Here is a 20,398-nt window from a genome sequence, read left to right as displayed (position 1 = left end):
CGGAGCTTCCGAGGGCGCTGCATCCCCCAGCTGTACCCAGGCCCCGCCCGCTGGAGCGACTGGCTGGGCGCCTGCGGCACCACACACTGCAGCCAGGCCCAGAGCGAGAACCAGCCTGCAGCCGAGCCGACTGGGACGTCCAGCCTGCGAAGCTACGGCCTGCCCCATCAGAACGCCCACGCGCCCAGCTGGTAGTAGTCAAAACCGCTGCTACGGCCACCCAGGCATTGCGCCAGGAAGTCCTCGGTCTTGCGGTACATCGTAAGGTTGTTGGGCCAGCGCTGGTTGCCGTGGCCGTCACCCGTGAAGGTGATGTAGTCCACCTGCTTGCCCGCCTTGCGCAGGGCAGCCACCATCCATTCGGACTGCTCCAGCTTCACGCGCGGGTCGTTCACGCCGTGCATGATGAGGATGGGCTTTTGCGCATGCTCAGCCCGGTACAGGGGGGACTTCGCATCCATGCGCGCACGGTCTTCCGGCACGGCCGGGTTGCCCACATAGCGGTGCCACCAGGGCAGGCCCAGCTCCCAATAGGGCGGAGCAGCTTCCAGCAGGCGTGCGATGTCCGTCACGCCCACCACATCCACGGCACACGCAAAGACTTCGGGCGTGAAGGTGGCGCCCACCAGAGCCGAATAGCCGCCGTAGCTGGCGCCATAGATTGCCACGCGCTGCGGGTCGGCCACGCCGCGCTCCACCGCCCAGCGCACGCCGTCCACCAGGTCGTCGTGCATGCGGCCTGCGAACTCGCCACGGGCCTTCTCCATGTGGTTGCGGCCATAGCCGCTGGAGCCCCGGTAGTTGACCTGCAGCACCGCATAGCCCCGGTTGGCCAGAAACTGCTGCATGGCGCGGCTGGTGGCGCCGTCGCCCCAGCGGTCACGCGCCCAGGGACCGCCATGCACCAGCAGCACGGTGGGCAGCCGCTGCGGCGCCGCCCCCACGGGCAGCGTGAGGTAGCCGTGGATGGTGAGACCATCGCGCGCGGTGTAGGTGATGGGCGCGGTGGGGGCCAGGTCCTTGGAAATCAGGCTCAGCCGGTTCTCGCCCAGAAAGCGGGGTTCGTGCCCATCGCGCAGCAGGTAGTTGCGGGTGCCACGGTCGGTGGCCACCGCCACCGTAAGCACCTTGTCCGTCTGATCCAGGCTGGTCACCAGCACCTCTGCAGGCTTGTCACCAGCCAGGGCAGACAGCCGGGCATCCAGCGCGGGGTCGAACACCTTGCGCGCCGGGTAGCCCGGCATGAAGTGCGCCAGCAGCGGCTCGCGGGTGCGGCGGCTGAGCGTCACGTTGTCCAGGTCCACGTCGGGCGAGGCAAACCACTCCTCTTCGCCACCTGTGGTCAGGTCCAGCCGCACCAGCGACAGCTTGTCGCGCCCACGGTTTGACAGAGCCCAGGCCTTGCGACCCTCGTCATGCAGGCCAAAGATGTTCAGCGTGTCCCAGCGGCTGCGTTCTGCCACGGTCACCCAGCTGCCCGGTTCTTTACCAGGCCGCTCCAGCAGCACCTGCTCACCCTGGATCTGCGCTCGGGCGCGCAGCTGGCCCGTGGTGTCCACGCCCCACCAGCTCACGTTGCCGGGGTTGGTGGCCATGAGCACCGGCGCGCCGCCTGCGGGGGTCACGCGGTACAGGTCAAATACTTTCTTGTCGCGCTGGTTGGAGGTGACGATGAAGTCGGACGACGCATCCACCGCCTCCGCAAAATGCGCCACCGAACGCGGCGCCGGCATCAGCTCGCTCAACTCTGTACTGGGGCCGTCGGCCAGGCCCGCATAGATGCGGGTGTTTTCATCGCCCGTGGGGTCGGCCGTGATGCCGAGCCAGCGGCTGTCGGCACTGAAGCGGATGGCGCGCGCACGGATGCGAAACGCCTTGGCGTCGCCCCCATCGATGGACTGCACCCAGATTGCGGGCACCACGCCGTCGGTGCCAAACCAGGCGATGCGCTTTCCATCCGGTGACACGCGATAACCCCCGGTGGACTGCCGGCTGGCCACAAAGTCGCGCACGGGCACCAGGTCAGGCAATTGCGCCCCAGCCAGCGAAGGGTGCGTAGGCCCGGAGGCACAGCCCACCAAGGCCAGTGCAGCAGCAAGCGCTGCGCTGCCCGACCATCGCCGCACCCTCGCCTGTTTGGTTGTCGATGCCATCGTTTTCTCCCCACGTGTTGAGCCATTGAATGCGCCCATTGTGCAAAGTCTCGCCTTAAGGCCAGCCAAAGGTGGCGGCTGCGGCACTGCGCAACGGCCATCGCTCCCGCCACAATCACCCCATGCACATCCTGCTCATCGAAGACGACCTGGACCTGGGCCGCGCGCTGCAGTCCGCGCTGAAGGTGGAGGGGCTGACCAGCGAGTGGCTGCGCCGCGCGGTGGATGCGCCCGCCACGGTCGACGCCACAACGGTGGACTGTGTGCTGCTGGACCTGACACTGCCCGATGGCAGTGGCTTTGACCTGCTGGCGCGCTGGCGCAACCAGAGCGGGCACAGCGGGCAGGTGCCCGTCATCGTGATCACGGCGCGCTCGGCCGTGGAGGACCGGCTGGCGGGCCTGGACGGCGGGGCGGACGACTTTGTGATCAAGCCCTTTGCCACGGCCGAACTGATGTCGCGCATCCGCGCCGTGCTGCGCCGCAGCGCGCGCCAGGCCAGCGAGCGCTGGGTGCTGGGCGAGCTGGTGATCGAGCCCCGGCGTCATGCCGTGCAGCGCGCCGGGCTTCCGCTGGAGCTGTCGCCGCGCGAGTTTCAGCTGCTGCTGGAGCTGGCGCGCGAGCCCGGCGTGGTGGTGTCCAAAAGCGTGTTGTCGCAGCGGCTGGACCCGCTGGGCGAGCCCATGGACTTTGCTGCCATCGAAGTGCATGTGTCCAACCTGCGGCGCAAGATCGGGGCGGAGCTGATCCGCACAGTGCGTGGCGTAGGCTACCTGTTGCAAGCATGACCACGATGAAGCACGCGTTGCGCAGCGCATGGGCATGGCTGGCCGAACCCACGCTGATGCGCCGCAGCGTGGCCTCGGTGCTGGTGGCGTTTGTGGTGGTGTGGGCGGTGCTGCTGGGCTACAACTTCGTCAACTACAAACACACCATCACCCGCGACCCGGGCCTGATGAAGTACGGCGACGCGGTGCTGGACTCGCTGGCCCAGGTTACCGATCCTGCACACGCCGCCACGGCTGTGGCGGCCACCGACCACTGGACCAACGTCCGCCGCCGCCAGATCGGGCTGCTGCCCGGGGTGCAGATGCACGAGCTGCTCGATGCGGCATCGGGCCAGCGTGTGTTTGCCTCGCCGGGGCTGCAGAACGTAGCCTTGCCGCCCGCCACGCCCCGCGCAGAGCCATTCATAGAGGAAGCCGCCCTGCAGGGCCGGTCGTTCCGCATCTACACCGGTCGCAATGCGCGCTGGGTACTGCGGGTGTTCGAGACCAAGCGCACGGACTCCAACTTCCTGCAGTACAACGGCCGCGCCCTGCTGCCGTACCTGCTGCTGGCGTCACCCTTTGTGCTGCTGGCGGTGTGGCTCTCGGTACGCCACGGCCTGCGGCCGCTGCAGCAACTGGCCAGCCGCATTGCGCAGCGCGGGCAGGACGACCTCCAATCGGTGGGTTTCAACGCCCGCCACGGCGAACTCAAGCCCCTGGAGCAGTCGCTGGACCACCTCTTCGCCCAGCTGCGGCACAAGGTGGAGCGCGAGCGCGCCTTTGTGCAGGACGCCGCACACGAGATCCGCACGCCGCTGGCCGTGATCACCGCCCAGGCCCATGTGATGGCCCGCTCGCCCAGCGAAGAAGAACGTACCCAGGCGCAGGCCCACCTGGAGCAGGCCATCGCCCGCACCTCGCACCTGGCCCAGCAACTGCTGGACCTGGCCGCGCTGGACGACGCACAGCGCCCCGCACCGCGCGACCTGGATGTGGCGCAATGGCTGCGCGGCGCACTGGCGCAGGCTGCGCCGCAGGCCATGGCGCGGCAGATCGAACTGTCGCTGGACGCGCCCGACACCTTGCCCGCGCGGCTCGACCAGCCTGCGTTCGAATCCATCGCCCACAACCTCATCGACAACGCGCTGCGCTACACGCCCGATGGCGGCAACGTGGCGGTGACGCTGCGGCGCGGGGGCGCGGCGCTGCAACTGTCGGTGCAGGACGACGGGCCAGGCATTCCGGCCACGGAACACCAGCGGGTGTTTGAGCGCTTCTACCGGGGCCTGGGCCATGCCGCCAACGGCTCGGGCCTGGGGCTGGCCATCGTGCGGCAGGCGTTGCTGCGCATGGGTGGGCAGGTGCAGGTTGGTGCGGGCCTGAACGACCGAGGCGTGGGCTTTTTCGTTAGCATTCCACTCCCCCACAGCGCCTGACGGCCCCGCCGCCAGGGCCCAAGTGCAGTGTGTCACCCCGCATGTCCGATTCCTCCATCACCGATTCCGCCCACCCGTGCCTGAGCTGCGGCGCCTGCTGCGCCAGCTTTCGCGTGGACTTTGCCGTGTACGAGATGCAGGCAATGGGTGGCACGGTGCCCGACGGTCTGGCCCTGGATGTGAACGGCAGCACCTGCCGCATGCGGGGCACGGAGCAGGTACCCATCCGCTGCGTTGCGCTCACCGGCCAGGTGGGCCAGCAGGTGGCCTGCAGCATCTACGAACTGCGCCCCGCGCCCTGCCGCGAGTTCTCGGCGGGCGACTACGCCTGCCACAAGGCGCGTGTGCGGCACGGGCTGGCGCCGCTGGCGGAAGGCGCCATCTGGTGAGGTGACACGCTCCAGCAGCCGGGCTACTGCCGCATCAAAATAGTTTAGGCTTCAACAAAAAATCGACCAGGTGTTGGAAATAACCGACACCATGGCTTTTTCGGGACATGCAAACTTTGTCCCATGTCAACGCCTTCCTCCCCCACCGCCCGCCGGCTCTGGGACATCTCGCCGCCCGTGCATGCGGGCAGCCCCGTGTTCCCCGGCGACACGGGCTACAGCCAGCAGTGGTGCGCCACCATCGGCCCCGGCTGCCCGGTCAACGTGAGCGCGATCACGATGTCGCCCCACGTCGGCGCCCACGCCGATGCGCCGCTGCACTATGACGCGCAGGGCGCCACCATCGGTGACGTGTCGCTCGACGCCTTTCTGGGCCCCTGCCGCGTGATCCACGCCATCGGCTGCGGCCCGCTCATCACCTGGGAGCACATTGCCCACGCGGTGAACAGCCCCCTGCCCCAGCGCGTGCTGGTGCGCACCTACGAACACATGCCCGTGGACCGCTGGGACGGCCAGCTGGCCGCCTATGCGCCCGGCACCATCGAACGCCTGGCTGACCTGGGCGTGTTGCTGGTGGGCATCGACACCGCCAGCATCGACCCGGCCGACAGCAAGACACTGGAGAGCCACCAGGTCATCCGCCGCCGGGGCCTGCGCGTGCTCGAAAACCTGGTGCTCGACGCCGTGCCCGAGGGCGACTACGAACTTATCGCCCTGCCGCTCAAGCTGACCACGGCCGACGCATCGCCCGTGCGCGCCGTGCTGCGGGCGCTGGAATAGCACAACACACAGAATTTCAAGCATTTTTGGCTGGAAGCGCTAGTACAACATGCGCCGGCAGCTATCAATAACATAGCAACTATCTACCCAACTCCCATGTCCATCACCCTTCAAGACTGCCGCGCGCTCGACGCGCAAGACCCGCTGCGCTCGTTGCGCGACCACTTTGCCCTGCCACCCGGCGTGATCTACCTGGACGGCAACTCGCTGGGCGTGGCCCCCAAGGCCGCCGCCGCGCGCGTGGCCGATGTAGTCACCCGCGAATGGGGCACAGATCTCATCAAATCGTGGAACACCGCCAGCTGGTTCGACCTGCCCCAGCGCCTGGGCAACCAGCTCGCCCCGCTGATCGGCGCGGGCCAGGACGAAGTGGTGTGCACCGACAGCACCTCCATCAACCTCTACAAGGTGCTGAGCGCGGCGCTGAACATCGCGCGCGAAGACAGCCCCGCGCGCACGCGCATCGTGAGCGAGCGCAGCAACTTCCCCACCGACCTCTACATTGCCGAAGGCCTGTGCAAGGAGCGCGGCCTGGAGCTGGTGCTGGTGGAGCCCGAAGAGATCACCGCAGCGCTCATCAATGACGTGGCCGTGCTGATGCTCACGCACGTGAACTACCGCACCGGCGCCATGCACGACATGGCCGCCATCACGGCTGCGGCGCACGCCCAGGGCATCCTGTGCGTATGGGACCTGGCGCACAGCGCGGGTGCGGTGCCGGTCGATCTGAACGGCGCAGGCGCAGATTTTTCGATTGGCTGCGGCTACAAGTATTTGAACGGCGGCCCCGGCGCCCCGGCCTTTGTGTGGGCCAACCCGCGCCATGCCAGCCGCTTCTGGCAGCCGCTGTCTGGCTGGTGGGGCCATGCCGCACCGTTTGCTTTCACGCCCGACTACCAGCCCGCCCCGGGTATCACACGCTACCTGTGCGGCACGCAGCCCATCATCAGCCTCTCGGCCTTGCAATGCGGGCTGGATGTGTTCACCGCCGCGCAAAGCCTGGGCGGCATGGCCGCACTGCGCGCCAAGTCGCTGGCGCTCACCGACCTGTTCATCAAGCTGGTGAAAGAACGCTGCGCAGGCCACGGCCTGGGCCTGGCCACGCCGCGCGAGCATGCCCAGCGCGGCTCGCAGGTGTGCCTGACGCGCGACGAAGGTGCGGGCGTGAACGGCCAGGGCAGCGGTGCCTATGCCATAGTGCAGGCGCTGATTGCACGGGGCGTGATTGGCGACTTCCGCAAAGGCGATGGCGGCACGGGCCGCCACAAGGACATCCTGCGGTTTGGCTTCACGCCGCTGTACCTGGGCTTTGAAGATGTTTGGAATGCCGTGGAGCACCTGCGCCAGGTGCTGGAGAGCGGCGAGTGGCAGAAGGCCGAGTTCAACCAGACGCACGCCGTCACCTGATCGAAAAGGCAAACCACCATGTGCCCTTTCTCGCAAACCCCTGCAGGTGAAAACAGCGCGGCGTCTGCTGCCCTGCCCGAATCCATCGTGCACGAAGAGCGCGCCCAGCTCGACTTCAGCAAGAGCATGAGCTACGGCGACTACCTGCAGCTCGACGCCATCCTCACCGCGCAAAAGCCGCTGTCGCCCGCGCACGACGAGATGCTGTTCATCGTGCAGCACCAGACCAGCGAGCTGTGGATGAAGCTCATGCTGCACGAGCTGCGCGCAGCTATCGGCCACATTGCGCGCGACGAACTGCCGCCCGCCTTCAAGATGCTCGCGCGGGTCAGCAAGATCATGGAGCAGCTGGTGCATGCGTGGGACGTGCTGGCCACCATGACACCGCCCGAGTACAGCGCCATGCGGCCGTACCTGGGCCAGTCCAGCGGCTTCCAGAGCTATCAGTACCGCTGCATCGAGTTTTCGATGGGCAACAAGAACCGCGCCATGCTCAAGCCCCACGAGCACCGCGCCGACCTGCTGGCCCTGGTGCAGGCCGCGTACGAGGCTCCATCGCTGTACGACGAAGCGCTGCGCCTGCTGGCACGGCGTGGCCTGGCCGTGCCCGCCAGCCACACCGAGCGCGACTGGACGCAGCCGTATGTGGAAAACGATGCGGTGGAGCAAGCCTGGCTTACCGTGTACCGCAACCCCGAAAAGCACTGGGACCTGTACCAGCTGGGCGAGGAGCTGACCGACCTGGAAGACGCCTTCCGCCTCTGGCGCTTCCGCCACGTGACCACGGTGGAGCGTGTGATCGGCTTCAAGCGCGGAACGGGTGGCACGGGCGGTGTGAGCTACCTGCGCAAGATGCTGGACGTGGTGTTGTTCCCGGAGATCTGGAAGCTGCGCACCGATCTTTGAGCGCAGACCACAGCGGCTGCCAAGCAGCCCTGCACCGGCTTGGCGGAAACCATGGACAAAACTGGGGGCGCTCTGGCCGCCAGCGCTGGCAACCACGAGGCCGTAGATTGCTGGGTGTGTTTCGGTTACTGGACGCCCGCCACCATCATGCCGCGGTTGCTGCGGCACCAGATCGGTGCCAGGTGTCCAATCTGAATCGTCAGCTCATTGCCCTTGCCCAGCACCGTGGTGGGGCCGTTGCTGTAGGCGTAGCCGCTGTCGGCAGCCTGCTTGGGCAGCTCCACCGTCCAGCCGCTGCGGCGCATCACGCTGCGGCCTTGCTCGGGGTAGAACTGCATCTCGACCTTTTCACCATTGCCGCAGGCGTATTGCATGCTGCTGCCGTCGGCGGGGGCGCTGAACGCCTGCATCGCGGGGGGCTGGCTTGCGCAGCCCGACAACAAGAGGGTAGCCAACGCACCCGAACCCAGCAAAACCATCGTCTTCATCGGTCACTCCTGACATCGCGGCACCGCCTGACGGCGCCCGACAACTTCCATCCAACGGCTTGTGGCCACCGGCCACCGGGACCCATTCAAAGCCCCGTAGTGATCACCCAAGCACAAACCTTGCCACTCACCACTGCCTGCACCATCCTGATTGCGAGAGACCGAAACCTGCGATTCCAGAGCCGTGACCAACACCCGGTGCAGCACATGGACACAAGAGTGCCCCAGGCCCCCGGCACCGTCATTGGGGTGATCCCCACATCGAGAGCCTCCTCTAAAGTCTGGCCGCGCACTGTGGCGCCCGCATGACGACCACAACCGCCTGCAGGCCGGGTCGGATTGGATGCATCAGAGAGCCCAATCAACAACACAAACATCTGATTACAGGCACAGTCATCGCAAAAACCACAACATCCGATGCGTTCGGTGGGTTATGACGAAAGGGACTGGGACATACCCTAAGAGTCCACCGGAGACACCCCTCGGATCCCTCAGCCTGCTCTCCGCCGTCCATGGGTGACAGCAGCGCCCGTGCTCAGCGGATAACCTCCTGGGGACCAGTCGCTGATGGAAAACCCCTCTCGACAGCCCATGCCATCCGCTCTGGAGCCCCCCCCGTGCCCACCCCTTTGTCTGCTGCTCCCCTCCTCGCCCCCCGCACTGCCTGGGCCATGCTGCTGGCGCTGGTGGCGGGCTTTGCGCTGAGCCAGGCGTTTCGCACCATCACGGCCATCATGGCGACGGGCTTGCGGGCCGAGTTCGGTCTGTCGGCGCAGGCGCTGGGGCTGTTTGCCGGGGCGTTTGCGTTTGCCTTTGGCACCATGCAGCTGTTCATGGGCATTGGCATCGACCTGTATGGCGTGCGGCGCACGCTGCTGGTGGCGTTTCCGCTGTCCATTGCAGGCGCGGTGCTGTCGGCACTGGCGCCGGGCTATGGCGCGGTGCTGCTGGGGCAGGTGCTGATCGGTGTGGGCTGCGCGCCCGCATTTTTGGTGTGCACCGTGTTCATCGCACGCTACTTTCCCGCGTCGCGGTTTGCCATGGTGTCAGGCGTGGCCATGGGGGTGGGCGGGCTGGGCATGCTGTTCACCGGCACGCCGCTGGCCTGGCTGGTGCAGCAGTCGTCCTGGCGCATGGGGTTTGGGGTGCTGGCGGGCCTGGCGGCGCTGGCCTGGCTGCTGATCTTCTGGAAGGTGCATGAACCCGCACAACCCATCGACAAGGCCGCTCCGCGCGAATCGGCGCTGCAGGCGGTGCGCGGCTTTGGCGCGCTGTTCCTGCTGCCGCACACCGCCGGCATCATGCTGCTGGCGCTGATGACGTACGCCTCGTTCCTCACGCTGCGCGGGCTGTGGCTGGGGCCGCTGCTGATCGAGCGGCACGGCTATTCGCTGGTGGCCAGCGGTAATGTGGCCATGCTGTCGTCGCTGGTGTCGCTGTTCAGCCCGGCCTTTTTTGGCCGGCTGGACCCTGGCCCCGCGCGGCGCAGACGCTGGCTGCTGGGCTTTACCGTCCTGCTGGCGGCGCTGTTCGCAGCCATGGGCTTTTTGCATGCCGAATGGCTGGACGTGGGCGGCTCCGTGGCTGTGGGCCTGCTGTCGGGCTACATGGTGCTGCAGTATTCGGACGTGCGCTCGGCCTACGCCCCTGCGGTCACGGGGCGGGCCATGGCGGTGTTCACCATGGCGCTGTTCCTGGGCGTGGCGCTGATGCAGTGGGTGACGGGCGTGGCGGCCTCCCTCGCCGCCGCACAGGGTGCAGACCCGTACGTGGCGGTGATGCTGACCATTGCGGCCATGCTGGTGGTGGGTGCACTGGCCTTCAGGCTGCTGCCCGCGCCCGCCCATTGACCAGCTCATTCACCCGCGCGGGGTCAGGCGGGCACAGCGCCTCACTGGCACCTGCTACACGCCACCATTGCAGCACGCCGAACAACAACTCGAAGGCGGTGAAACCCAGCACGATGGCATTGGCGCCGTTTGCCACCGCGTAGATCTGCCAGGCCGCAAACAGAAACCGCGCCACGCCATCCAGCCGCCCCAGCAGCACCGTGGGCGCCACGATGCGCGCCACTGACCACACCACCACCACCGAGCCCAGCAGGTTGGCCAGCAGCATGTGCGTGGTGTCCAAGGGGTGCAAGGTGCCAGGCAATGCGAGCGCCTGGGCCAGCAGGTTCAGCTGGGTGTAGAGCCAGGCGAAGGTCCAGGGCAAGGCAAACGGCCAGGTGACGAGCAGGTCGTACCAGCCGCTGGCGCGGACGATGCGCAGATAACGGCCGGAAGCGAAAGCAGGGATGTGCATGACAAGAAACCTCTGTGAATCAATCAATGAGGCCCCGAGCTTCCACCTTGAAGTACGCTTCAGGGTCAAGCACTTTGTGAGGGGAACGGGATCATGCTGATCGGTGAATTGGCCACGGCCTCGGGCCTGAGCCGCGAAGCGCTGCGCTTTTATGAACAGCAGGGCCTGATTCGCGCGCGGCGCCTGGACAACGGTTACCGGGACTACCCGCCCGAGGTGGTGACGCTGGTGCAATACATCCGCACCGCGCAGCAGCTGGGCTTTACTCTGGCAGAGATCGGAGACCGGCTGCCCGCCATCTGGGACGCCGCCGAGCCCGGCCCCGCATTGGCGCAGGTGCTGGCCGCCAAGCTGCAGGAGATTGACGACCGCATTGCCGCCCTGCAGGCCCTGCGCCAGACGTTGGCCGAGCGTGTGGCCACCGACTGCCCGCTGCAGGCCCGGGTGCCACGGGCCAAGGCCTCTTCGCCCGCTTTTTGAGCCAAATCGGGCGGTAGCGCTAGTACATCATGCGCTGGCAGCTATCAAAAACAGAGCAATCTTCCTTCAACCGCCGCGCAGGTGCCAGCGCAGCCCGGTCAGGTGGCTGAGGCGGGCACCTGGTGCAGCAGCACCGGGTGGTTGCCATCGGCGTCCGCACTCTCGATCTGCACCCCAAAGCCCCACAGCCGCGCCACGTGCCTGAGCACCTCCTGCGTGTCGTCGGCCAGCGGGCGGCCCTGGTACTGGGTGTGGCGCAGGGTCAGGCTGCGGTCACCGCGCAGGTTCACGTTCCACACCTGGATGTTGGGCTCGCGCGTGCCCAGGTCGTACTGCTGCGACAGCATCTGGCGAAGGCTGCGGTAGCCGTTTTCGTCGTGGATCTCGCTGACCACCAGATCGCGCTCGCCAGCGTCGTCATGCAGCGCAAACAGGCGCATCTCGCGCATCAGGTGCGGGCTGAGGTACTGGCCGATGAAGCTCTCGTCCTTGAAGTTGCGCATGGCATGGTCGAGCGCAGGCAGCCAGGGGGTGCCAGCAATATCGGGGAACCAGTGCCGGTCCTCCTCGGTGGGGTGCTGGCAGATGCGCTGAATGTCGCGGTACATGGCAAACCCCAGCGCGTAGGGGTTGATGCCGCTATAGGCACGGTGCCCCACGGGTGGCTGGTAGACCACGTTGGTGTGCGAGCCCAGCCATTCGATCATCACGCCGTCGCTCAGGTAACCCTCGTCGTACAGCGTGTTGAGCAGCGTGTAGTGCCAGAACGTGGCCCAGCCTTCGTTCATGACCTGGGTCTGGCGCTGGGGGTAGAAATATTGGGCGATCTTGCGCACGATGCGCACGATTTCGCGCTGCCAGGGCTCCAGCAGGGGCGCGTTTTTTTCGATGAAGTACAGGATGTTCTCTTGCGGCTCCCTGGGGAAGCGGTCGGCCTCTTGCGCCGCACCTTCCTTGCCGGGGCGCGTGGGCAGGGTGCGCCACAGCTCGTTCACCTGCTGCTGGGCGTAGGCCTCGCGCTGCGCGCGTTCAAGCCGCTCGCGCGCCAGGTTCTTCTTGGACGGGCGGCGGTAGCGGTCCACGCCAAAGTTGGCCAGGGCATGGCAGGAGTCGAGCAGGCGCTCCACTTCGCCCGTGCCGTAGCGCTCCTCACACTGGGCCACATAGTCCTTGGCATACACCAGGTAGTCGATGATGCTGGACGCATCGGTCCACATGCGAAACAGGTAGTTGCCCTTGAAGAAGCTGTTGTGGCCATAGGCGGCATGCGCAATCACCAGCGCCTGCATGGCGGTGGTGTTCTCCTCCATCAGGTAGCTGATGCAGGGGTTGGAGTTGATGACGATCTCGTACGCCAGGCCCATGTGCCCGCGCCGGTAGCGCCGTTCGGTGGCCAGAAACTCCTTGCCGTAGCTCCAGTGCCGGTAGTTCACCGGCATGCCCACGCTGGAGTAGGCGTCCATCATCTGTTCGGCGGTGATGATCTCCAGCTGGTTGGGGTAGGTGTCGAGACCAAAGCGCTCGGCCGTGGCGGCAATGGCCGCGTGGTAGCGCTCGATCAGTTCGAACGTCCAGTCGCTCGGGTCGGGCAACGGCTCGGCCGGCCGCGCGCCTGCAGGCAGGGGCTGGCCGGGCACGGCACGGTGGCGGCGCTCGCCCACGGCAGCGGCCTTCCAGGGGTTGTCGCTGAGGCGGCGCTCCAGCACGGGATACTGCACAACGTTGTTCATGCGGCCACCCCCTCTTTCTTGAAGAGATCGCGGAACACCGGGTAGATGTCACCGGGTGCGGAGACCTTGCGCATCGCAAAGTGGGAGTACAGCGGCATCAACTGGCTGTACTCGTCCCACAGGTTCTGCTCTTCCTCGGCCACCTGCACATAGGCAAAGTAGCGCACCAGCGGCAGGATCTTGTCCACCAGCAGGTTGCGGCAGACGCCGCTGTCGTTGGTGAAGTTGTCGCCATCGCTGGCCTGCGCCACGTAGATGTTCCAGTCGCCCTGAGGGTAGCGCGCACGGATGATCTGGTCGAGCAGCACCAACGCGCTGCTCACCACCGTGCCGCCGCTTTCGGTGGAATGGAAGAACTGCTCCTCGCTCACCTCGGCCGCCTGGGTGTGGTGGCGGATGAACACGATGTCGATGGTCTCGTAGTGCCGCGTGAGAAACAGGTACAGCAGAATGAAGAACCGCTTGGCCAGGTCCTTGCGCGTCTCGTCCATGGAACCCGACACATCCATCACGCAGAACATCACCGCCTGGCTGCTGGGCAAGGGCACCGGCGTGCGCGCACGAAAGCGCAGGTCAATGGGGTCGAGGTACGGGATCTTGCCAATGCGCGCCGTGAGCGCATCGATGCGGCGCTGCAACTCAGCCACCGCCTCGCTGGTGCCGTCGTCCTGCGCCAGCAGGGCGTCCAGTTCGGCCTGCAGCGCCAGCAGCTCGCGGTGCGCCGACTTGCCCAGTGCAATGCGCCGGCCCAAAGCGCCGCGCATGGTGCGCAGCACGGCCAGGTTGTTGGGGATACCGTCCTGGCTGTAGCCCGCGCGGCGCGACTTCCACTGCGGGTTCTCGCCAATGTGGGTCCGCAGCAGGTGCGGCAGCGCCAGGTCTTCAAAAAAGAGCTGCATGAACTCTTCCTTGGTCAGCGTGAAGGTGAAGTCGTCTTCGCCCTCGCCGCTGTCGCTGGCCTGCGACCCGCGCCCACCCGCCCCGCCCTGGGGCCGCTCGATGCGGTCGCCACGCACATGCTCTGCATTGCCGGGGTGCACGGTGTCGCGGATGCCGCCCTGGCCGTGGTGGAAGACGGGCTCGCTGATGTCCTTGCGCGGGATGGTGATGCTCTCGGCCTGCTCCATGTCGCGGATGCCGCGTTGCGAGACGGCACGGCGCACCGCATCCGCGATCTGTTCCTTGTATCGGCGAACAAATCGCTCGCGGTTGCCCACCGACTTGTTCTTGCCAGCGAGCCTGCGGTCGATGATTTGCAATGCCATCCGTTGCTCCCGTTCCCCATGCAGGGCCTGTGGCCCAGGCACCGACCCTAGCTACTCTTGCGCACGCGCAGGTACCACTCGCACAGCAGCCGAACCTGCTTGGGCGTGTAGCCCTTGTTCACCATGCGGGTGACAAAGTCCTCGTGCTTGCGGGCCTCTTCGGCACTGGCCTTGGCGTTGAAGCTGATCACCGGCAGCAGCTCTTCGGTGTTCGAGAACATCTTCTTCTCGATCACCAAGCGCAGCTTTTCGTAGCTGGTCCAGCTCGGGTTGTTGCCCTGGTTATTGGCGCGCGCCCGCAGCACGAAGTTGACGATCTCGTTGCGGAAGTCCTTGGGGTTGGCGATGCCTGCGGGCTTCTCGATCTTCTCCAGCTCGGCGTTGAGCGCGCTGCGGTCGAACACCTCGCCGGTGTCAGTGTCGCGGTACTCGTTGTCCTGGATCCAGTAGTCGGCGTAGGTGACGTAGCGGTCGAAGATGTTCTGGCCATATTCGCTGTAGCTTTCCAGGTAGGCCGTCTGGATCTCCTTGCCAATGAACTCGGCATAGCGCGGCGACAGAAACTCCTTGATGTAGCCGGTGTACTTGGTCTCCAGCTCGGCAGGGAACTGCTCGCGCTCGATCTGCTGCTCCAGCACATACATCAGGTGCACGGGGTTGGCGGCCACCTCGGCACTGTCGAAGTTGAACACCTTGGACAAAATCTTGAACGCAAAGCGGGTCGATATACCCGTCATGCCCTCGTCCACGCCGGCGTAGTCGCGATACTCCTGGTAGCTCTTGGCGCGGGGGTCGGTGTCCTTCAGGCTCTCGCCGTCGTACACCTGCATCTTGCTGAAGATGCTGGAGTTCTCAGGCTCTTTCAGCCGCGTGAGGATGGCAAACTGCGCCATCATCTTGAGCGTACCGGGCGCACACACGGCGTTGCCCAGCGACGATTCGCGGATGAGCTTTTCGTAGATGCGGATCTCCTCGCTCACGCGCAGGCAGTACGGCACCTTGACGATGTAGATACGGTCAAGAAACGCCTCGTTGTTCTTGTTGTTGCGAAACGCCTTCCACTCGCTTTCGTTGCTGTGGGCCAGCACCACGCCGTCAAACGGAATCGCCCCAAAACCTTCGGTGCCCTTGTAGTTGCCCTCCTGCGTGGCCGTGAGCAACGGGTGCAGCACCTTGATGGGCGCCTTGAACATTTCCACGAATTCGAGCAGCCCCTGGTTGGCCAGACACAAGCCGCCGCTGTAGCTGTAGGCGTCTGTGTCGTCCTGTGCAAAGGTTTCGAGCTTGCGGATGTCCACCTTGCCCACCAGGCTGGAGATGTCCTGGTTGTTCTCGTCGCCCGGCTCGGTCTTGGCAATGCCCACCTGCTTGAGCACGCTGGGGTAGCGCTTGACCACACGGAACTGGCGGATGTCGCCGCCGTACTCTTCCAGCCGCTTCACCGCCCACGGCGACAGCACACGCTGCAGGTAGCGGCGCGGAATGCCGAACTGCTCCTCCAGCACCGGGCCGTCTTCTGCGGCGTCGAACAGACCCAGCGGTGATTCGTTGACCGGCGAGCCCTTGAGCGCATAGAACGGCACCTTCTGCATCAGCGACTTGAGGCGCTCTGCAATGGAGCTTTTGCCACCGCCCACAGGGCCCAGCAGGTAGAGGATCTGCTTGCGCTCCTCCAACCCCTGCGCGGCATGGCGAAAGAAGCTCACCACCTGCTCGATGGACTCTTCCATGCCGTAGAACTCGGTGAATGCGGGGTAGCGCTTGATGACCTTGTTGGCAAAGAGCCGCGACAGGCGCGGGTCATTGCGCGTGTCCACCATCTCGGGCTCGCCAATCGCTGCCAGCATGCGCTGGGCCGATGTGGCGTAGGCCATGGGGTCACGCTTGCACTCGGCGAGGTACTCGTCGATCGACATTTCCTCTTCGCGGCTACGGGCATAGCGCGCGGCGAAGTTGCTGATGGCATCCATACGACCTCCTGTGGCGGCACCCCTGGCGGGCTCAGGTGGTACCACGGTGTTGCATTGGCAATCGCTACCGGCTTGGCCCTTTGTAGCACCACGACCTGCGCTTGAACAGCGAATTCATGGACGCATGGTTGGCCTTTTCTGGGCGTTGCACACACAGCGATAGAGCGTGGCACACTGCGCGAAGTTCACCCCGCAAAACGCTGGCACGGGTTGCCCCGAATAGGGAATGTCCTGACAACCGGGAAGTCAAGTTGACGCCCGTGCATGGGCCTTGCGCCAAGGGCTTATTTGCAGGACGCCACCTGCACACTCCCCATCACAAAGAACTGGCGCTGGAGCCATCGCCCCGGTACAGCCAGGGCACATCCAGCACACGCTCGCCCAGCAGGTGCAGCGACAGGTCACGCCCCCAGCGCACCAGCCCCGTGGCGTGGAAGATGCGGCCGTTGCGCGTGGACCGGGCCTGCACGCGCGCGTTGCGCTGCCAGCGGTTCAGCGCGTAGCGGCGCAGGCGCAGCGGCACATCGAGGTCGTGCATGGCCAATGCACGCTGCAGCTCGGCCGCGTCTTCAATCGCCATGCCCGCGCCCTGGGCCAGGTACGGTCGCATGGGGTGCGCAGCATCGCCCAGCAGGCCCACCAGACCTTGCGCCATCTCGTCGGCGCTGCGCACGGGCGGGCGGTCACACAAGGGCCACAGGCGCCAGCCCGCTCCACCTACGGCACTCACGCTGCGCACCACGTCCTGCAGCGCGGTGCAGGTGCCTTGCAGCGCGTGCTCCAGGCCTGCAACGTTGGCAGCATGGTCCCAGTTCTCCAGGTCTTGCGGCGCGGGGCCTTGCACGATGACCACCAGGTTTTGCAGCTCGCCCCGGCGCACGGGGTACTGCACCGCATGCAGGCGCGGGCCCAGCCACGCGGTGACCTGGGCCGTGCGCAAGGCGTCGGGCAGCGCATGCTGCGGCACCAGCGCGCGGTAGGCCAGGTGCCCCGTCACGCGTGGCGGTACCGCGCCCATAAGCTGGGTGCGGGTGCGGCTCCACAGGCCATCGGCACCGATCAGAGCATCGCCCTCTACCTGCTTGCCCCGGCTGGTGCGCACGGTGACCACGCCGTCGGCATCGGAAAAGCTGTCAATCGCATGCTCCAGATGCAGTTGTGTGTCGGTGTATTTCGTCACGGCGGACAGCAACAGGCCATGCAGGTCCGCACGGTGAATGGTGGCGTAGGCCGCGCCATAGCGCTCCACCGCCGTGGGCCCCAGGGGCAACACGGCCAGTTCTTTGCCGCTGACGGCGTTGCGCACCTGCAACCGGCTGGGGAAGGCAGCCACCGCCTGCAGCGGCTGCTGCAGACCCCAGGCCTGCAGGCGGCGCACCACGTTGGGCCCGATCTGCACGCCCGCACCCACTTCGCTGAACGCAGCAGCGCGCTCGTACAGCCGCACCTCCCACCCGGCCCGGGATGCGCCCAACGCAGCAGCCAAGCCGCCAATGCCGCCACCGGCGACCAACACCTGTTTTTTCATGCCGCGATTGTGAACTGCGCGCGCCGGCGGACCTTTGCCTTAGCGCAGGTCATAGCGCAGGCCGCAGCGCACGCTCCAGCACTTCGGCGGGCATGGGCCGGCCAAACAGGTAGCCCTGAAAGGCCTTGCAGCCATAGCGCTGCAAAAACTCCAGCTGACCCGTGGTCTCCACGCCCTCGGCCACCACCGCCAGGTCCAGGCTGTCCGCCAGCGCCAGGATGGTGCGCACAATAGCGGCGTCGTTCGGGTCGGTCTGCAGGTCGCGCACAAAGCCCTGATCGATCTTGAGCTGGTCGAGCGGCAAGCGCTTGAGGTAACTCAAGCTGGAATAGCCCGTGCCAAAGTCGTCCAGCGAGAAGCCCACGCCGTAGCGGCGCAGGTGTTCCATGCGCGCAATCACGTCCTCGACATCGGCCATCAACAGGCTCTCGGTGAGTTCGAGTTTCAGGCGTTCCGGGTTGGCACCCGTGGCATCGAGCACGCCCAGCACCTGCTCCACAAAGTCGGGCTGGCGGAACTGCCGCACGCTCACGTTCACCGACAGAAAGAACTGTCGCGTGAGTGAGCTGCGCTGCCAGGCCACCAGCTGTGCGCACGCGGCCTCCATCACCCATTGGCCCAGGGGCAGGATGAGCCCGGTCTGCTCTGCCAGCGGAATGAACTCGGCAGGCGACACCATGCCCCGGCGCGGGTGGCGCCAGCGCACCAGGGCCTCGGCTCCCTGCAGGCGCCCCTTGCCGTCCACCACTGGCTGGTAGTAAAGCACCAGCTCCTTGTCTTGCAGGCCCCGACGCAGGTCGGCCTCCAGGGCCGAGCGGTTGCTCACGGCCGCCTGCATGTCGGGGTCGAAAAAGCGCTGGGTGTTGCGCCCCGCCGCCTTGGCCTGGTACATGGCCAGGTCGGCATGTTTGAGCAGCTCATCCACGCTCACGGTCTGCTGGCCAAACAGCGCGATGCCTATGCTGGGTGTGCTGTGGTGGCTGGCATCGCCCAGCGCATAGGGCTTGCCCAGCGTGGTGATGATGTGGCTGGCCACCAGCGCAGCCTCGGCGCTTGCGTGGGCGGGGTCGGGGCTGAGGCCCTCCACCAGCACCACGAACTCGTCGCCACCAAAACGGGCCACGGTGTCGGACTCCCGAACGCAGCCCTTCAGGCGCTGCGCCACCTGCAGCAGCAATTGGTCGCCGGTGTCATGGCCCAGCGTGTCGTTTAGGTCCTTGAAGTTGTCGAGGTCAATGAACAGCAGCGCGCCCTGGGTGTCAGAGCGCGCGACCGCCAGCGTGGCGTGTTGCAGCCGGTCCACCAGCAAGCGGCGGTTGGGCAGACCGGTCAGCGAGTCATAGAACGCCAGGCGTTCGATCTGGCTCTCGACCTGCTTGCGCTCGGTGATGTCGCGGCCCACGCCCCGGTAGCCGCGCAGGGCACCATTGGCATCGAACACAGGCACGCCGCTGACCGAGATCCAGTGCATGCTGCCGTCCGCACGCCGACGTTGCAGCTCCAGGTCACGGAATGGCTGTTGCGCCGCCAGCAATGCGCGGTGCGCGGCCCAATCAGCGTCGGTCATGTTCAGGGCGCCGATCTCCCAGCGCGTGCGCCCCATCACGTCCGACAGCGGGATGCCGTTCACGCTCAGGTCGCCCGCCAGTTGCACAAAGCGGCCCTCGGCATCGTGCTCCCAGTACCAGTCGGACGACAGGTCGCTCAGGGACCGGAAGCGCGCCTCGCTCTCGCGCAGCTCGTTCTCCACACGCACGTAGTCGCTCACATCGGCAAACGTACGCACCAGGCTGCCATCGGCCAGCGTGGTGGTGCGGACCTCGAACGTACGGCCATCTCGTGTGGTGCGCCAGTACAAGGCCGGGGCCGGAGCCACTGCGCCCTGGGCCACGTAGTCGTGCCCGCGCCGGTCCACCAGGCTGTGGCCCTCGCCAAAGTCACCGCGCTCGGCCTGCACGCGCGTCAGGTCAGCCAGCGTGGGGCGGGTGGCCATCAGCGACTCGGGCAAGTTCAGCAGCTCCAGCACGCGCTCGTTGTAGACGGTGATGCGGCCATCGGGCCCGGTCTTGAAGATGCCCTGGCTCATGCTGGCCAGCGTGGCCTGCAGGGCCGAGCGCTGCTCCTGCAGCATGGTCAGAGCCTCTTGCCAGATGCGGGCATCCACCATGCGCACGGGCTGGCCCTGCCCCTTGGCGCCTTGCACCAGCGCGACCAGGCGGTTGAGCAGCTCGCTCAGGTGCGCTACGCCATCGGCCTCGCGCAGCACATAGTCGCCCAGCCCGCAGCGAAAGGCGCGTGCAGCCAGGGCCTCTTGCGCTGCATCGATGCACATCAGCACCGGGCGACCAGCGCACAGCTCCAGCAGGCCGGGCAGTTCCTGATCGGTGGGCTTGAGGCACAGCACCACGGCATCCCAGGCCTGGCTTGCGAGGGGAGCCTTGGCAGTTTCTGGCGTGGGGCTGTTGACCACCCTCCAGTCGGGGTAACGCGTTGCCATGAGCCGCCGCGCGGCCGCTGCGTGCTGGGTGTCAATGTCCACCCACAGGATGCCCACACCGTTCATGGCTGCGGCTCCTGCGATGCGGGCAGAGCGGTCGGCAGCGAGGGGGCTGAATGGCCCGGCAGATGCTCACGCTCGAACAACTCGACGGACCCAGGCCTTCCAAACAGATACCCCTGGAACCCCTCGCACCCGTGCAGCCTCAGGAACGACAGCTGCCCCGTCGTCTCCACCCCCTCCGCCACCACCTCCAGGTCCAGGCTCTTGGCCAGCGCCAGGATCGTCCTAACAA

17 protein-coding genes are annotated in these 20,398 nt (G+C 66.3%); 8 read left to right on the top strand and 9 right to left on the bottom strand.

The genetic code is table 11. The features are described from left to right. Nucleotides 1–167: 167 nt before the first annotated feature. Nucleotides 168–2,153, bottom strand: coding sequence for a S9 family peptidase (locus AC1Q64_RS22285; protein ID WP_492252868.1), 1,986 nt, complete (start codon nt 2,151–2,153; stop codon nt 168–170). Nucleotides 2,154–2,275: 122 nt separating this feature from the next. Here AC1Q64_RS22285 and AC1Q64_RS22280 point away from each other — a divergent pair, with 122 nt between their 5' ends. The 6 genes from AC1Q64_RS22280 to kynA all read left to right on the top strand — a co-directional run bounded on the left by AC1Q64_RS22280 (nt 2,276) and on the right by kynA (nt 7,841). Beyond that, the gene (locus AC1Q64_RS22280) at nt 2,276–2,941 is read left to right on the top strand and encodes a response regulator (protein WP_056067070.1); all 666 of its coding nucleotides are present in this window, start codon (nt 2,276–2,278) and stop codon (nt 2,939–2,941) included. After that, entirely contained in the window at nt 2,938–4,359 is a 1,422-nt protein-coding gene (locus tag AC1Q64_RS22275; protein ID WP_492252867.1) for a sensor histidine kinase, read from the top strand. The genes AC1Q64_RS22280 and AC1Q64_RS22275 overlap by 4 nt, the downstream gene beginning before the upstream one ends. Nucleotides 4,360–4,400: 41 nt before the next feature. Then, nucleotides 4,401–4,748: a YkgJ family cysteine cluster protein gene (locus AC1Q64_RS22270; protein ID WP_492252866.1), complete on the top strand. Its 348-nt coding sequence runs from the start codon at nt 4,401–4,403 to the stop codon at nt 4,746–4,748. Nucleotides 4,749–4,871: 123 nt separating this feature from the next. After that, nucleotides 4,872–5,528 (top strand): arylformamidase, encoded by a 657-nt coding sequence (kynB, locus tag AC1Q64_RS22265; RefSeq protein ID WP_492252865.1) that lies wholly within the window; start codon nt 4,872–4,874, stop codon nt 5,526–5,528. Between the two features lie 96 nt (nt 5,529–5,624). After that, nucleotides 5,625–6,935, top strand: a complete 1,311-nt coding sequence (kynU, locus tag AC1Q64_RS22260; protein ID WP_492252864.1) for a kynureninase — start codon at nt 5,625–5,627, stop codon at nt 6,933–6,935. An 18-nt stretch (nt 6,936–6,953) separates the two neighbouring features. Next, nucleotides 6,954–7,841 carry a tryptophan 2,3-dioxygenase gene (gene kynA / locus AC1Q64_RS22255; RefSeq protein ID WP_291437368.1) on the top strand — a complete coding sequence of 296 codons (888 nt, stop codon included), beginning with the start codon at nt 6,954–6,956 and terminating at the stop codon, nt 7,839–7,841. A gap of 125 nt (nt 7,842–7,966) precedes the next feature. Here kynA and AC1Q64_RS22250 read toward each other — a convergent pair whose 3' ends face one another. Then, nucleotides 7,967–8,329, bottom strand: coding sequence for an MliC family protein (locus AC1Q64_RS22250; protein ID WP_291437366.1), 363 nt, complete (start codon nt 8,327–8,329; stop codon nt 7,967–7,969). A gap of 671 nt (nt 8,330–9,000) precedes the next feature. Here AC1Q64_RS22250 and AC1Q64_RS22245 point away from each other — a divergent pair. Then, complete coding sequence (locus AC1Q64_RS22245) at nt 9,001–10,179, top strand: MFS transporter (RefSeq protein ID WP_492252908.1); 1,179 nt, start codon at nt 9,001–9,003, stop codon at nt 10,177–10,179. Here the strand turns inward: AC1Q64_RS22245 and AC1Q64_RS22240 are convergent. Then, on the bottom strand, nt 10,151–10,633 hold the full coding sequence (locus tag AC1Q64_RS22240) for a hypothetical protein (RefSeq protein WP_492252863.1): 483 nt from the start codon (nt 10,631–10,633) through the stop codon (nt 10,151–10,153). The genes AC1Q64_RS22245 and AC1Q64_RS22240 overlap by 29 nt on opposite strands. A 93-nt stretch (nt 10,634–10,726) precedes the next feature. Here AC1Q64_RS22240 and AC1Q64_RS22235 point away from each other — a divergent pair, with 93 nt between their 5' ends. Then, the gene (locus AC1Q64_RS22235) at nt 10,727–11,113 is read left to right on the top strand and encodes a MerR family transcriptional regulator (protein ID WP_343736579.1); all 387 of its coding nucleotides are present in this window, start codon (nt 10,727–10,729) and stop codon (nt 11,111–11,113) included. Between the two features lie 98 nt (nt 11,114–11,211). Here the strand turns inward: AC1Q64_RS22235 and AC1Q64_RS22230 are convergent, their stop codons facing one another. From AC1Q64_RS22230 to AC1Q64_RS22205, 6 genes are all read right to left on the bottom strand, one after another. Continuing rightward, nucleotides 11,212–12,843, bottom strand: coding sequence for a SpoVR family protein (locus tag AC1Q64_RS22230; protein ID WP_291438953.1), 1,632 nt, complete (start codon nt 12,841–12,843; stop codon nt 11,212–11,214). Beyond that, on the bottom strand, nt 12,840–14,108 hold the full coding sequence (locus tag AC1Q64_RS22225; RefSeq protein WP_291438951.1) for a YeaH/YhbH family protein: 1,269 nt from the start codon (nt 14,106–14,108) through the stop codon (nt 12,840–12,842). Before AC1Q64_RS22225 ends, AC1Q64_RS22230 begins: the two co-directional genes overlap by 4 nt. A 47-nt stretch (nt 14,109–14,155) precedes the next feature. Then, nucleotides 14,156–16,078 (bottom strand): PrkA family serine protein kinase, encoded by a 1,923-nt coding sequence (locus tag AC1Q64_RS22220; protein WP_492252862.1) that lies wholly within the window; start codon nt 16,076–16,078, stop codon nt 14,156–14,158. A 316-nt stretch (nt 16,079–16,394) separates the two neighbouring features. Next, nucleotides 16,395–17,606 carry an FAD-dependent monooxygenase gene (locus AC1Q64_RS22215; protein ID WP_492252861.1) on the bottom strand — a complete coding sequence of 404 codons (1,212 nt, stop codon included), beginning with the start codon at nt 17,604–17,606 and terminating at the stop codon, nt 16,395–16,397. A gap of 49 nt (nt 17,607–17,655) precedes the next feature. Then, entirely contained in the window at nt 17,656–20,169 is a 2,514-nt protein-coding gene (locus AC1Q64_RS22210; RefSeq protein ID WP_492252860.1) for a putative bifunctional diguanylate cyclase/phosphodiesterase, read from the bottom strand. Then, the coding region (locus tag AC1Q64_RS22205) for an EAL domain-containing protein (protein WP_492252859.1) at nt 20,166–20,398 on the bottom strand (233 nt) is incomplete at its 5' end. The genes AC1Q64_RS22210 and AC1Q64_RS22205, both read right to left, overlap by 4 nt.

The sequence above is a fragment of the Acidovorax sp. GW835-FHT14G06 genome, from assembly GCF_058793595.1.
Note: the sequence above shows the minus strand (reverse complement) of the source record. Positions and strands in the feature narration are given on the sequence as shown.

What these genes read in the sequence shown, in the direction of transcription:
- kynB (WP_492252865.1), top strand. Translation starts at nt 4,872, where the DNA reads ATGTCAACGCCTTCCTCCCCCACCGCCCGCCGGCTCTGGGACATCTCG.
- AC1Q64_RS22270 (WP_492252866.1), top strand. Translation starts at nt 4,401, where the DNA reads ATGTCCGATTCCTCCATCACCGATTCCGCCCACCCGTGCCTGAGCTGC.
- AC1Q64_RS22230 (WP_291438953.1), bottom strand. Translation starts at nt 12,843, where the DNA reads ATGAACAACGTTGTGCAGTATCCCGTGCTGGAGCGCCGCCTCAGCGAC.
- AC1Q64_RS22215 (WP_492252861.1), bottom strand. Translation starts at nt 17,606, where the DNA reads ATGAAAAAACAGGTGTTGGTCGCCGGTGGCGGCATTGGCGGCTTGGCT.
- AC1Q64_RS22235 (WP_343736579.1), top strand. Translation starts at nt 10,727, where the DNA reads ATGCTGATCGGTGAATTGGCCACGGCCTCGGGCCTGAGCCGCGAAGCG.
- AC1Q64_RS22285 (WP_492252868.1), bottom strand. Translation starts at nt 2,153, where the DNA reads ATGGCATCGACAACCAAACAGGCGAGGGTGCGGCGATGGTCGGGCAGC.
- AC1Q64_RS22210 (WP_492252860.1), bottom strand. Translation starts at nt 20,169, where the DNA reads ATGAACGGTGTGGGCATCCTGTGGGTGGACATTGACACCCAGCACGCA.
- AC1Q64_RS22280 (WP_056067070.1), top strand. Translation starts at nt 2,276, where the DNA reads ATGCACATCCTGCTCATCGAAGACGACCTGGACCTGGGCCGCGCGCTG.
- AC1Q64_RS22220 (WP_492252862.1), bottom strand. Translation starts at nt 16,078, where the DNA reads ATGGATGCCATCAGCAACTTCGCCGCGCGCTATGCCCGTAGCCGCGAA.
- AC1Q64_RS22245 (WP_492252908.1), top strand. Translation starts at nt 9,001, where the DNA reads ATGCTGCTGGCGCTGGTGGCGGGCTTTGCGCTGAGCCAGGCGTTTCGC.
- AC1Q64_RS22275 (WP_492252867.1), top strand. Translation starts at nt 2,938, where the DNA reads ATGACCACGATGAAGCACGCGTTGCGCAGCGCATGGGCATGGCTGGCC.
- AC1Q64_RS22225 (WP_291438951.1), bottom strand. Translation starts at nt 14,108, where the DNA reads ATGGCATTGCAAATCATCGACCGCAGGCTCGCTGGCAAGAACAAGTCG.
- AC1Q64_RS22250 (WP_291437366.1), bottom strand. Translation starts at nt 8,329, where the DNA reads ATGAAGACGATGGTTTTGCTGGGTTCGGGTGCGTTGGCTACCCTCTTG.
- kynU (WP_492252864.1), top strand. Translation starts at nt 5,625, where the DNA reads ATGTCCATCACCCTTCAAGACTGCCGCGCGCTCGACGCGCAAGACCCG.
- kynA (WP_291437368.1), top strand. Translation starts at nt 6,954, where the DNA reads ATGTGCCCTTTCTCGCAAACCCCTGCAGGTGAAAACAGCGCGGCGTCT.
- AC1Q64_RS22240 (WP_492252863.1), bottom strand. Translation starts at nt 10,633, where the DNA reads ATGCACATCCCTGCTTTCGCTTCCGGCCGTTATCTGCGCATCGTCCGC.